This is a genomic window from Anaerobiospirillum sp. NML120449, assembly GCF_023051105.1.
GTDB lineage: Bacteria > Pseudomonadota > Gammaproteobacteria > Enterobacterales > Succinivibrionaceae > Anaerobiospirillum.
Genome location: NZ_JALKIL010000016.1, coordinates 14,841 through 29,987 on the forward strand (window position 1 = coordinate 14,841; position 15,147 = coordinate 29,987).

2 protein-coding genes are annotated in these 15,147 nt (G+C 49.1%); both read left to right on the forward strand.

The genetic code is table 11. The annotated features are described in order from the left end of the window. Window positions 1-354 precede the first annotated feature (354 nt). Window positions 355-6,267, forward strand: coding sequence for an autotransporter outer membrane beta-barrel domain-containing protein (locus MXE41_RS06310; RefSeq protein ID WP_247099885.1), 5,913 nt, complete (start codon window positions 355-357; stop codon window positions 6,265-6,267). Between the two features lie 1,751 nt (window positions 6,268-8,018). Then, entirely contained in the window at window positions 8,019-13,871 is a 5,853-nt protein-coding gene (locus MXE41_RS06315; RefSeq protein WP_247099886.1) for an autotransporter outer membrane beta-barrel domain-containing protein, read from the forward strand. Window positions 13,872-15,147 lie beyond the last annotated feature (1,276 nt).

Genomic DNA, 15,147 nt, shown 5'->3' on the forward strand with positions numbered 1-15,147 from the left:
TCACGTCCAGCACCAGGTATGGTGCCCCTCTGAACACACGTCAACTCTGCCTGACGCTTCCTGTACCGACGCATTGAATAAAAAGCTGCTCCGGCCACATGCCGGGCATCAATGCGCCGCACCACCCTGTCTCCTCTTCACTGCAACCCCGGCAACGTAACATTTCGTTGCCCGCAGTAACCTGCACCTGACCACCAACGAAGTGAAGTGGTCATAAGTTTCTGTAATCCCCTCTGAACTCTTACCGGCTCTCTGCCAGCCGGCCCCAGAAAAAAGCACTTACCACGAGCCAGAGGCACAGAAACACGCACCAGGCCAGAACACCCACTTCATCAAAATTTTCAAAAAAACTAGATGAAACTTTCAAACAACGCCATCAAGTTCCTGATGGCTCAATATCGTGCAATCTACAAGAACGCCTACTTCAAGGGCATCGCCTCTGCCGTTGTCCTGACATCAGTTATGGCTGCTGGCCAGGCTCAGGCTGCAGCTCTTACCGACCTTTCCTCAGCAACTGGTGATATCACGATTACCGGAGCATCCAATGATTCTGGTACTGATAATAAGTGGGAAAAAATCACTGTTTCAGGCTCAGGCTCATTAGCTGCACCTCTTTATGATATTACTATTACAAGTGGCTCAGGCAGCAAAATCAGCGCTTCTGGTAATGCAGCAACTTTAGTCAGCACTAAGGCACTTAACATAACTGGCAAGAAAGCAACTGACGGCATTTCTTTTATGTCTTCAGGCGATAAAGGTATTGATGTCTCTTTCTCAGCCATTAATCTTGAGAAAGGCGCAATTACACTCAACGCTAAAGACTCAACTGCGGCTGCCACATTAACAGCCACAACCATAACCTTAGGCAGCAATGCTGAAGGCGTTGAACTACAAGATGGAGACGCTACCATCGTTATTGGCAAGAGCGGCGCCGTTGGTACAATTAAGGCCGGCGATATTGCATCATCCTCAACCATTACCTTAAATAAAGGCGGTCTTTTTAAGGCCGGCACATCTGGCAGTAATCAGGTTGCTGACGCTACAATTAGTGCTGGCAGCCTGCTGATCCTGGGCGGTAAACTTCACTCAAACTCTGACGGTGACTCAGGCTCAACTCTGAACGTAAAACTGGTTCAGGGTGAGATGAATGGAGGATCTATTGAGATCGATCCCGCCAGCAAGATGAATATTACCTTTGATGCAACATCTGGTATTACAAAGGATGAGGCAGAGGCTGAGCGTATACTCAACCTCAAGTCCGGCAGCCTTGTTATCAAGGGTGATACTACTATATCTGGCGCTGGAACCATCGTAATAGCTGATGATGTTACTGTAACAGGTAATACAGGTAAAGAAGCTGCTTTCAAGGTTTCAGGCAGCGGTGCTGACGCTGCTGCTGTTGTACAGCTGTCTAAGGCTGCCCTTGCTGAACTGGCAGGTCAGACCAAAGCTGAGACCAAGAATACAATCATCAAGCTTACTGACACAGGTGAAATTGATGTTGTATCACTTAAACTCTCTGGCTCATCTGCTGTAGGTACCATTAAGGCCGACTCTGGCTCTGTCATTAGTGCAAGCAATATTCTGGTCAGCGATAAGCTTAAAGGCGTAAGCGGTACCCTTTCTCTTGAAGCCAAGAGCCTGACCCTTGGATCTAAGAAGTATTCAGGTACTGAGTCCCTCAAATTCAGCGGCGCTGTTGCTGAAGACCTGACCCTGCTTTCCAACGGTGCTTTTACCCTCAAGGACAAGATCACCCTGACCAGGCTCAATGCTGACGGCAAGGCTGTTGACGGCAAGATAACTGCAGAAGATGTAGTTGTTTCTGCAGCTGATGCAATCAAGATCGATGGTGGTAAGTACGTTCATGAGAACGGCAAGATTACCCTGTCCAGCGGTACTATGTCCGTTACCAACACTGGCAAGGTAGATGTATCCTCCCTGACCTTAAAGGGTCAGCTGGTTCTTGATATCGCCAAGAGCGGTACTATCTCAGCCAATGGCAGCAATACCGTTCTTGACATTACTGGAGCCGATGTAAACCTTTCCGGCAGTGCCGCCAAGGTGATCAAGCTTGCAGCCGATAACGGCGGTAATATTCTGGTCACTGGCGCAACTGTAGAGAAACTGCAAACCCAGGCAGGTACAGGAAGTGGTGCTATCTTTGATATTGGCGCTACTGCAGCCTCAACCCTTACCATTGATGGTGATTTAAGTCTTGCTGCAGCTAATATCTCCGGGGCACAGACAAAGTCAGGCATCAAGCTCACCAATGGTGTAGTTAATGTTAATGGTGGCCTGACTCTTTCCAATGCAGCCGAAATTAACCTGGGAGCTAATGCTGCAGGTAAGGCTACTCTGAAGGTTCAGTCTCTTGATGCTACTGTGACTGACCCAGCCTCAGGCTCAACCATTAAGTCTGGTGACTATGTCATTACTGGTGGTCTTAAGACAAACTCTACCAAGGGATTTATCGTCAGTGGCTCTGGTGCTGTATTCCTCGGCGACATCACTGCTGATCCAATGCCATCTGGATCCACTCTGCAGACCTATACCTCTGTAGGCGGTGGCACCGTATCTGCTGGTGGCGATAACAGCCTTGAAGTAAGCGGCGGTTCTGTAACTGTTCAGGCAGGCAACTGGAATGCTGGTGGTATTAAGCTGACCTCAGGCAATCTCGTTATTGGTCAGAAAGCCTCCAATGCTGATGCTGCAGGCAACGTTATTGGTGCAAAGCTCAAGACCAGCAGTTTAACAATTGCTGATGGCCAGTCAGGCGCTTCCATTACTTCTGCAGGTACTCTTGATGCTGCCAAGATGAGCGTTGGCGCAGGCGGCAAGCTTAGCGTATCCGGCCAGCTCAACCTTGTCACTGAGTACGATGGCACTGCCACTACTGACTCTCTGGCAATGTATGGCCTCAAGCTGGGCGACAACGCTGTTGAGATTAAGCAGGGTGGTGTAGCTACTCTTGGCGGTACCGGTGTTCTTACCTTACTGGGTATCAAAGACGGTGCAGCAGTAACTGATAAGAACATCACCGATGCTGCTTCTGCATCAGGTGCTGGCGAGGCTTTATCTACCTCTGGTTCTTTCGTTGATGCTGCCGGTGCTACCCTTAAGCTGGATCTTGCTGAAGGCACTTCATTTGACACCAAGGCATTAGAGGCTCTGCAGGGCCGTCTGTATGGTACTGATAAGGTAAACGGCACCATCGACATTGGCGCTGCTACTATCAGTGATGTCGCCCCAGATGCCAACAATGAGATCAAGTGGGAAACTCTGCCTGATGCAGCTCATAATGTGCTTCCTAACTACAAGAACGAAGCCCTCATGGGAGCCGTACTGGTAGGTAAGGACGGCAACACAATGTGCGGTCACGTAGGCTCCATCAAGATTGATACTGCCGACACCTCAGTACAGGCTTCAGTTGACAACAAGGTATCCCTGAATAAGGCCGATGCCTATGGCAACCTGGTTTCCAACAAGAACGGTGATGTTCTGGGCATTACTGCCGCTGACAACACCTACCTTGAGCTGGATGCTGCTGGTAAGGTCGGTTCTGTAAGCCTTGGCAAGGGTGCAACTCTTGATGTAGGCGCCCAGAACGGCGCTGTAACTGTAGCCGGAGTTAATGGTAAGTCAGCCACTCTGGTTAACGGCGGAAACATCGTAGTTACTGGCACTGCCAATGTTGGTAAGCTAAACTCTGCTGAGGGCTCATCACTTGAAGTAACCAAGGACCTGACTGTTAACGACAACACCGTTAAGACTGTAGTTAACGGCAATGTAACTGTAGGCGGCAAGGCTCTGTTCAAGGGCGATACCACCATTCAAGGCAATGCCACTGTAGGCTCCTTTGAATCAGAGCAAGGTCTTACAACCGCTGCTGGCAGCAACCTCAATGTAACCACTGGTGGCTTTAACGCTGAGAATGCTGTTACAGCTCAAGGAAACATCAAGGTAACCAGCGGTACTGCAACATTCAAGAGCGATGCACAGCTTTCAGGCGCTGACAACCAGTTCAAGGATGCAGAGTTCTCTTCTAATGTAACTCTGGCTAAGGGTGTTACTACTGCAACTACTGTAACTCTCAAGAGCGCAGCCGCCCAAAATCTGAACGTAAATCAGGGCGGTACTCTGGACACTGATGTTCTCACTGCTACTTCCGGCTCTGTAATCAAGGCTGGTACCTTTGGCAATAAGGAAACCAAGACCCCTGGCTCAACTGGATTCATCTCTGTTGGTACTCTCAACCTGGAGAAAGGTGAGCTGATCGCCGATCCTGAGTTTGGCTCCGGTCCAGCTTCTGTAATTGCTGTAAAGCAGTTAGGCACTGATGTTACCGGCTTCCAGGCTGGTGTCCTTAACGGCTCCGCCTATGCCCTGCAGAACTCCATCATTGCTTTTGGTAATGACAACATTGCTGGTGTACAGAGCACATTTGCCAAGTACTTTGATGCAAATGGCTCTCTCAAGAGAGATGATGTTGGTGCAGTAGCCTACATTGCTGAGGACATCAAGGTTTCAGCCAACTCCAAGATTGTCGTTGACTCAGCTGCCAATGATGCAACTCTGACCAGAGCAGGCTATACCTCAGATATTACTCTGGGTGCCAACTCTGTTCTGGCTGTAAGCAACAAGGCTCTGGATCGCAAGGCTGACGGCACCTCTGCTGCCGTAACCTTTGCCGGTACCACCGCCACCATCACTGCTGACAAGACCTCCAAGGTTGTAATCGCTGCTGATGGCGTCAATGCTCTAAGCAAGATTGATCTCTTCAACACAACCGATAACAATGGAGCTGCAGCAGATACTGGTATTACCCTCAGTGGTTCTGATCTGCTGGTAGAGACCATGAATGGTCTGTTTACCCAGACTCTCAAGCAGGGTGAGATTGGTACTGAGTTCACCATGAACTTCAACGCTAATAAGGCCAACCAGATGTTTGCCGGTGTTTCTCAGCCAGTACGTGACACCATCATCACCTATGCTTACGGCGCTCATAATCCAGCTGCCGATACCGCTAACGGTGAGGATAACCAGATGCTGGTAGGCAACCTCCACAGCGAGTTCGTCTATGATGCAACTGCCGGTATTGCTCTGAAGGGTGCTGATGGTAAGGCAGACGCCAATAAGACCGCTGATGAAGTTAATGCCGCTCTGGTTAACGCAGGCCTGAAGGATGCCAAGACTGGTGAAACCTTCTACAGCTACGACGTCAACGGTAATGTTTACCGTACTGCTGACAACAAGCTGCTGAGCCATGTACTGGCTACCGGTAATGGTGTCGACGCTGAAACTGCTGCCCGTCTGGCTGACTTCGGTGGCGTAGCTCAGGCTGCTCTGCGTGCTGGTAACACCACCTCTGACGCCATTGCTGCCCGTATGGGTGTAGGCGTTAACGGTACTGTTACTTTCGCCGCTAACGGTCAGGGTTCTGGTATGTGGGTAACCCCTGTCTACAAGACCGCTGATTCCGACAGCTTCGGTGCTGATGGCGTTGACTACGGTACTGACATGAACCTCTACGGCGTAGCCGTAGGTGCTGATGTCTCTGTAATGGAGAATGTAAGCGCCGGTGTCATGTTCAACGTAGGTTCCGGTGATGCTGATGGTCAGGGCCTTGGCTCCAACGTCAAGAACGACTTCGACTACTACGGCTTTGGTGCTTACATGGGTTACACCATGGGTGCTGCTTCCGTTGTAGCTGATGTTTCCTGGACCACCGTTGACAACTCTGTTGAGGGTCAGACCGGTCTTGGCACTCTGGCCGCCTCCATTGACAGCTCCGCTCTGTCTCTGGGTGTAACCGGCAAGTACGCCATGGACTTCGGCGGTGTTAACGTAACTCCACACGCTGGTTTACGTTTCACCCGCATCGACCAGGACGACTACTCTGTAGGTAACGGCACTGACGTATTCGCTCAGTACAGCTCCAACTCCATGAACGTCTTCTCTGTACCAGTCGGTGTAACCGTTGAGAAGGAGTACACCTTCGATGCCTGGAGCGTCAAGCCAGCCTTTGACCTGACCTTAACCGGCAACTTTGGTGATGACGAGACCTCCGGTACCGTTGACTGGGAAGGCATCTCCAACCTGAGCACTGACATCAAGTCAGAGTTCGTTGACACCTTCACCTACAGCACCGCCATTGGCGTTGCTGCTCAGACCGGCAACTTCGGTATGGGTCTGGGTGTTAACTACACCGGCGCCTCCAACGTCAAGGAGTTCGGTGTTAACGCTAACGTACGTTACGTATTCTAATAACAGTTTGTGATATTCATTGTCACCGTAGCCGGGGCAGCAGCCCCGGCGTCTGGTGGTGATGCCACATCACGATTTCCTGGTAACCTTTACTCATGAATACTGTTATCAGAGCGTTGCATACGTTTGCACACTCAAAAGGATTTACAAAGCATTTAAACCAAAACCATGCTCATGCCTGGACAAACTCCTTGCACATGATAGGCAAGCTCATGTGTAAGGAATGAGTCCTAAGCATTAACAGAACACTGGTTAGATGCTTTACAAAATAATTTAGGCGGTTTCCAGAAAATCTGGAAACCGCCTTTTACGCTGGGGTAAATATACCTATGAACAGATTGGCAATTGGACTGCTGGATTTCCTCGAGATTATGATGACCTTATCACGTGACTTCAGTGCCCGGGTGTTGCCGTAATGTACACAAGCATGTTACCCATGACTCACACTCCACCCGAGCCAGAGGATTGCAATACTGCAGAGTGCAGCACAGGCCATGATCCATTGTTTGCATAAACAATTTTTGACATACTTGCAAATTATGATACAGGCACAAGCGCTCTATAAGTTAGGCTCAGAATGCACCAAAACCGCCCGCTATTGACGGCAGGATCAATACAAACTACCCTGAGGAATAAAAGAAACTTACAGGTGCTGGAAAAGCATATAACTAACATTTATTGCCTTTAAGAATAAAAAATTTTTCAAAGGAACTGTTAGTTGGCATATAATATGCTTTTTTTTTTTTTTTTTTTCTCGCGAAATTGGCGGTGCCAGCGTCCTTGAACACGCCCATGCATTCGATATATAAGCCATTTCCGGCCACTTTCGAGTGCCTTTGTTAATGTTCTGTCCCATTCTTTCCGTCTTGGATACCTAGGCCAAACAGGCATTACATAACGGCTGAAATATCAGCTTTAACCTTACATTGTAAGCCTTTTGATGCCCTAATATGTAGTTGTTACGATGTCGCCATGACATCGCTGTGCTGCCACATTATCCTTATGATTTGCAGTACAGTCACCGCGAGTCTTACCGACTCAGTACCGCTTCCCCACCTGTTCAGTTCCAGCCTTAAGTCATGCATCAATTACAGCAAAAGTACCATAAACATGTGACACTTGCTTAGAACCTCACCGCATGACCGGTCTGTCATAAAATCTGCCATTTTCCATGGCACGAGCATCCCTCAGATAACAGCCACCTTGCAATGGTTACCCTTTATTACGTCTGCTGTTGCAGAACGTGAGGATATCCATACAGCAAACTGCATGCTCAATCACGCATGCCAGCGACGGCTGCCATGACCGTATCTTGTAAGGCTGTTCCCCTCTCCTCTCAAAGCCATTCCATCGACTCAAAAAGGACTTTTCTACGTCCCGTATTGCGTCAGGAATATGGCCCAACAGAGCGCTGCAGGCTGATCACTGAACCGAAAAGCCACTGGCAGCTTATGCCAGCGCTCATATCACTAAAAAAGCACTGCGGTACAAAGGTGAGTATACAGCTTACAACTGGTCATACGCTGACAGTACACCAGACATGACCAGCTTATCCAGAAGAGCTCATAGGCATTTATGGCCATGAGAACAGCAAACCGCCAGCAATTCCTTGTCATCACAGGCAAAGAATAAGCTGGCATCGAGCTGCTGTGAAGTGAAGCGGCTCTTTCCTGATGAGACCGGGCCTTAGGGCACTCCGGCTCATCAGGAAGCGCGAGACAGAACACACTTCAAATTTCATTACAAAACAGATGAAACTTTCTAACAACGCCATCAAGTTTCTGATGGCCCAATATCGTGCAATCTACAAGAACGCTTACTTCAAGGGTATCGCCTCTGCCGTAGTTCTGACTGCTGGTCTGGCTGCTGGTCAGGCCCAGGCTGCAGACACTGATGGTGCTGCTTTTGAGAAGCTGACAGGTGATATTACCCAGGCCTCTGGAGATAAATTTAATATCAAGGGTGCTGGAGCCACATTCACTAACAAGAATACTTTTACCTTGACGATTAATCACTCTGGTGCTGGTGCGATTACTGCCAGTGGTTCTTCGTCAGGTGATATTACTGTAAATGCCAATAAAGGTACCATCATTCTGGATCACAAAAAAGGCAATTTAACGATCACCTCTACCAGCGGTGCGGCAACTGTTGACCTTCTCGGACTCCAGGTTAAGCAGGGCACTGTTAAAATCAAGAATGAAAGTGGCGCCGCTACTCTCACAGCAGGCAATATAACTATTGCAGGTACCCCATCCGGCTCAAGCGGAAATTTTGATAAAGGCACCATTATTTTAGGAAGTGGCTCCGGTGGTGTAGCAACTCTCGGTGCCAAAACCTCTGTCATCCAGCTTGATGATGGTGGCGTGCTCAAGCTTGCTGCATCAGGCTCCGGTGCAGCAAACGCTGTCGTACTTGGTACATTCTCTGGTGCTGGCACCGGTGGCGTTATCGATGTAACTTCTGGCAGTGGCACACTTAAGACCGATGGTACTATTGCCGGAGTAACCATTAATGTAGGTGCTGAAAAAGTACTTAATGTTGATGTTTCTGCTGCTACCACTGACACCTTAACCATAAGCAAAGGTACTATCAGCCTGTCTGGCTCAGGGTCCAGCGGTGCTAAGGTGACAGTATCCGGCAACATGATTTTAGGTAAGACTGTTGAGCTTAAGGCAGCTCATGCCTCAGGCGGTGGTAATGTTACTGTAGGCTCTGGCTCAGCTGGCTCCTTAACTCTATCCAAAGAGACTGCCAAAGGTTTACTTGGTTCCAAAGGTCAGTTAACAATTGGCGCCTCAGGTGCTCTAACCCTTACCCCTGAACTTGATGGTGAGTTCGTTGATCTTGAGGGCTTGGCATTCTCAGGAAATGCAGCTAACAGCAAGATTAATGTAGTAGCAAGCGGCTCCGTAGGCGCAGATAAACTCCGTGTTTCCTCCAAGATAGAAAATGGCAACACAGTAACCTTAAAAGCCAATACTCTTGAGCTTGGTTCCACCTCTTATGATGGCACTAATGCCTTTGGCTTCAGCGGTGCAACTGCAAAGGAAGTTAACCTCAAGTTCTCTGGCGACAGCTTTGTCTTAAAAGACAAGCTGACCATTTCCAACGTTATCGAGAACACCGATGGTACCAAGACTGCAGGCAAGGGCTCCATTAGCGGTGCTTTAAGCCTTGACAGCGGTGCAAGCGTTACTGTTGATGGTGCTGTAGTTACCGCCACTGACGCAATTACCGTTGGCTCTGGCAGCCTTGCTGTATCAAACACCAAGGGCACAGTCACCTCAAGCCTCACTGTAAACGGTCCTCTGACCCTGCTGGCTTCTGAAACAAACCATAGTGGCAGTATCACTGTATCAGGCTCTGGTACCTCTACAGCAACACTTGATTTAACAAAGGCCAACCTCACTATCAAAGGCTCCGGATCCGGCTCTGCTCATACTGCAAAGGCTAACAAGACCATAACTGCCCAGCTGGGTACCGTAAAGGTAACCGGTCAGCAGGTAAAGTCACTGTTTGACCAGACTGCCTCCGGTGACAGCGGCGCTCAGTTTATTGCCAGCGGTGCAGGCGGTACCATTGAGATTGTTGGTGATTTAACCGACCTTGATGCCAAGTACATCGGCAGTGGTGTAACCAACGAAGGTATCAAGATTACCAGCGGCGACGTTGTCATCGGTGGCGAGCTTGCACTGATCAACGTCAGTGGAAGCTTAACTGCTGGCCAGTCAGGTGGCATCACTGCAGGCACTCTGACTCTTGAGAATCAGAGCGGTGATGGCACCTACCAAGGCATCAAGATCGGTTCAGGTAACTACACCGTTCTTGAGGGTCTGCAGACCACCTCTCCTGTAGGTCTTACTTTAGAAAGCGGCTCTACCCTGAACCTTGGTAAGGCAGAGGCAACCGGCAACGGTGGCAATATCGACTTTAACAAGGTAACAGCTGCCAGCGGTTCCAAGTTCAATGTGGTAAACGGCGACTGGGGCACCAAGATTAACAACTACGAGTTAGCCAGCGGCGCTGCTCTCACCATCGGCTCCGCCTCTGGTGATGCAGCATCTCTGACCGGTGATAAGCTCACTGTTGTTAACTCTTCAGGTACAAACAGCCTTGCTGTAAATCAGAGCGGTGTGCTGACTCTCAGCCAGCTGGATCTCCAGTCAGGTACCATCACAGTAAACGGCGACATGACTGTTGACGGTAAGGAGCTTACTACTAAGGACTCTGGCGGTGCAGATGTTGTAACTGGTTACGGTGTTAACATTGCCGGTACCGTCAAGGTATCCGGCCCAGATGCCACCTTTACCCTCGGCTCAACTGCTCTGCAGGCTCTTTCTGATGCACGCTTTGTCCAGGACTCTGCCAGCGGCAGCACTGCAGCTGACCTGATTGTTGACTATAAGCCAAAGGCCAGCGGTTCCGGCTCAATGGACATCATTAGCGGAAAATTCACTCTTGAGGACTTTGCAACCCTGAAGCTGGGCTTTACCGAAAATGATACATTCACTCTCGACCAGCTTAAAGCTCTGCGTAAAGAGTTCTTTGGCAATACTCAGACTGACGCTATCTCAGGTGGCTTTATCTCCCTTGGTAATGCCAAGATCGATGGTGTATCCATTACTGATGGCAAGATTGCTGTTACCGAACTTGAGAAGTTCAATGACTTCACAGACTTCGTAATGGCAGACCTCAATACCGCAACTGTAACCGGTGCTACTGCCAGCAACACCATTAATGGTAATATCGGTAACATTGAAGCCGATGCAGGCAACAAGAAGGTCAACGTAGGCGTTGCCACCCTCAACGACTGCAAGGGCAAGGGCTTTGCCTATGCCGCTGACAGTGGTGAGCTTGTTGGTATTACTGTCAAGGCCGGTGGCACCCTGGGCCTGAACAACGGTGGTAACGCAGGTGACATTACCCTGACTAACAGCAATGTTGGTCGTGACACCATTCTGCTGGTATCTGGTGGCTCTAACTCTGCCGTTACAAACATCAATGAAATTGAGGGCAAGGGCGCTGCTACTGAGCTTCAGCTGAGCTCCGGTATTGTCAATGTTAAGCGCGGTGTAACTGCGGGCTCTGTACAGACCTCTGCAGATACTCAACTTAACATTACTTCATGGAATGCTATTAATTCCCTGAATCTGACTGACGCAGATGCCAAGTCTGTCTTTAACGGAAACGTTCATGCTGAGACCGGCCTTGTAAATGTTTCTGGTTCTGCTGAGTTTGGTGGTACCAAGAACTACTTTGCCAACAACGCTGAGTTTGCCAAGGATGTAACCTTCAAGAATGGTGAAACCACTTTTGATAAGATCCTCGACATCTCCAAGTCAGGCGCCAGCATTAAGGTTGTTTCCGGTGGCACCCTAAATGTAAACACCGTAATCAGCGGCGGCAAGACAGCTACCATTGCTGTTGGTGCTGATAACACCTACGATGTAGACGGTACTACTGTACTTGAGTCCGGTTCTACCGGTTACTTATACACCCAGTACCTTAACCTCAGCGGTGGTACTCTGCTGGTTGACCCAGAGTATGGCATGAAGACCTCTGTAGCTGCAGTTGGAGCTTTTGCTGATGCTGGTCACTATGTAACCAATGATGCTGCAAACCTTGGTACCGTTGATGGTAATGTAATCCTGGGTAAGAACTCTGCGCTGGGCGTTCAGAAAGATGTAACTCTGTCCAGCGTACAGAGCTTCATTGCCAACTACCAGGATGCCAATGGCTCACTGACTGCAGACGGCGTATCAAATGTGCTGCTTCTTGACGGTAAACTCACTGTTGCCACAGACAGCAAGGTAATTCTGGATGGCCAGAACAAGTCGGCTGACATCGTAGCTGCTTTAGGAACCAACGGCAGTGGTTATGGCTATGACAGCGATAATAATGGTAAAGCTGATGTTAAGGCTGATCTCTATCTGGGCAACGGATCTGTGCTGGCCCTCGATAACGGTGCCCTCAACGGTGCTGTAGAGTTTGAAGCCGCATCTGCTTCTATCTATGCCCCAGCTGCAGCCAAGGGCTATGAGCAGGGCAAGATTGTTCTGGCTGGCGAGGCTTTCCTCAAGAGCCGTGATATTTCTCTGTTCACAGCAGGTGCTGTTCCAGGTTCAAACGGTGTTGATGGCACTCCAGCATCTGCAACCAATGTAACTGTACAGGGTGTTGCAGGTCAGGATGATATTCGTGTTGAGACCATGAACGGTCTGATGTACTTCACCCTGGTCGCCGGTAAGGCTCTTGATGCCAGCTATAACCTGTCTCTGGACACCAGCAAGGTTGCTACAGCTTATAATGGCGCTTCCGTGCCTATGAAGGAGTTCCTCGTTGGTTATGCAGCTCAGACAAGAAACTGGCAGCAGGCTTACAGCACCGATCCAGACACTGGTGCAGCTGTAGCTGAGCGTGTCGAGCTTCTGGGCAATGTTGTTGCAGATCAGAGTCTCTTTACTGTTGACCCTAAGACTGGTGAATTAACATTCAGTGCAACTGCTCCTCAGGAGTTCCAGACTGAAAACCCAATCACTGGCTTTACCGCTGTTGATGGCGTTGTCTACAGCAAGGCTTCCAACGCTTTCCTTGAGAAGGTAGCACGCAACACCTCAGGTCTGGCCGCTGACCAGGCTGCCCGTATGGGTGTATTCGGTGGCGCTCCTCAGGCTGCCCTGACTGCAACCTCCACTACCTCTGATGCCGTTGCCGGTCTCTTTGGTATGGGCAACGCAGCTGCTGCCCTCACCTATGCTGACAATGGTCAGGGTACCGGTATGTGGGTAACTCCTGTATACCGTTCTGCCGATTCCGACGGCTTTGGTGCTGACGGTCTGGAGTATGGTGCTGACGTAAGCCTCTTTGGTGTTGCTCTCGGTGGTGACTACTCCTTAGGCAATGGTATGCGTGTTGGTGCCATGCTGAATATAGGCTCTGGTGATGCTGATGGTCAGGGTGCAGCCTCCGCTGTAACCAATGACTTCAACTACTTCGGTGGTGCTCTGTATGCAGGTTACTCCATGGATGCTCTGTCCATCGTAGCTGACCTCTCCTACACCACTGTTGACTCCGATGTTGAGGCCAATACTGAGGCTGGTCAGGTATCTACATCATTTGATACCACCACCCTGTCTGCCGGCGTAACCGGTCAGTACGCCATGAACTTCGGCGGTGTTGATGTAGCCCCTCATGCCGGTCTGCGCTTTACCCGCATCGACATGGACGATTACGTCATTACCAGCGCTGAGTTTGGTGATGTAGGCAACTTTGCTACTTCCTCTGCCAATGTATTCTCCATCCCTGTAGGTGTAACCATCTCCAAGGAGTATGCAATGGACAACTGGAGCGTAAAGCCTGCCTTTGACCTGACCTTAACCGGCAACTTCGGCGATGACACTGCTGACGGCACCGTAACCTGGACCAACGTAACCAACTGGGACGTTGCCACCAAGAACGAGTTCGTTGACAGCTTTACCTATGGTGCTTCCATGGGCGTTGCCGCCAAGTCTGGCAACATGGGCTTAGGCTTTGGTCTGAACTACACCGGTTCCTCCAATGTTAAGGAGTTTGGTGCTAACGCTAACGTACGTTACGTATTCTAATAACAGTTTGTGATTTTCATTGTCACCGTAGCCGGGGCAGCCGCCCCGGCGTCTGGTGGTGATGCCAAATCACAATTTCCTGGGAACCATTACTCAGGAAAGCTGTTATCAGATCGTTGCACACAGACGAAAAACCAAAACAATTTATAAAGCATATAGCCTAGAACTGAGTTCAATGCCATGACAGATTTCCTGCATATGATAGGCAAGCTCATGTGTAAGGAATGAGTCCTAAGCATTAACAGAACACTGGTTAGATGCTTTACAAAATAATTTAGGCGGTTTCCGGATTTCCGAAAACCGCCTTTTACGTTGGGATAAATATACCTATGAACAGATTGGCAATTGGACTGCTGGATTTCCTCGAGATTATGATGACCTTATCGCGTGACTTCAGTGCCCGGGTGTTGCCGTAATGTACACAAGCATGTTACCCATGACTCACAATCCATCTAAGCCGGATGCTTGCAATACTGCAGAGCGCTAAACAAGCCTTGAGCCATTATTTGCATAAACAACTTTTGACATACTTGCAAATTAAGATACAGGCAAAAGCACTCAATAAGTTAAGCTCAGAATGCACCGAAACAGCCAGCTATTGACGGCAGGGGCAATACAAACTATCCTGATGAATAAAAGAAACTTACAGTCGCTAAAAAAGCATATAATTAACATTTATTGCCTTTAAGAATAAAAAATTTTTCAAAGGAACTGTTAGTTGGCATATAATATGCTTTTTTTTTTTTTTTTCGCGAAATTGGCGGTGCCGGCGTCCTTGAACACGCCCACGCATTCGATATATAAGCCATTTCTGGCCACTTTCGAGTGCCTATGTTAATGTTCTGTCCCTTTCTTTCCGTCCTGGATACTTGGGCCAAACAGGCCTTACATAACGGCTGAAATATCAGCTTTAACCTTACATTGTAAGCCTTTTGATGCCCTAATATGTAGTTGTTACGATGTCGCCATGACATCGCTGTGCTGCCACATTATCCTTATGATTTGCAGTACAGTCACCATGAGTCTTACCGACTCATTACCGCTTCCCCACCTGTTCAGTTCCAGCCTTAAGTCATGCACTGATTCCAGCAAAAGTACCATTAACTTGTGACACTTGCTTCGAACCTCACCGCATGACCGGTCCTCCAAAATCTCTGCCGTTTTCTTTCGGCACGAGCATTCAATCCGTCAACAGCCAACAGGAATGGTAACCCGAACCATGTCTGCTTTGCAGTATGTGGGCTACCTGCATCTCTGTATTTCATGCTCTCTGAGC

Excerpts from the sequence above, each read along its gene's own strand:
- MXE41_RS06310 (WP_247099885.1), top strand. The coding sequence starts at position 355 with ATGAAACTTTCAAACAACGCCATCAAGTTCCTGATGGCTCAATATCGT.
- MXE41_RS06315 (WP_247099886.1), top strand. The coding sequence starts at position 8,019 with ATGAAACTTTCTAACAACGCCATCAAGTTTCTGATGGCCCAATATCGT.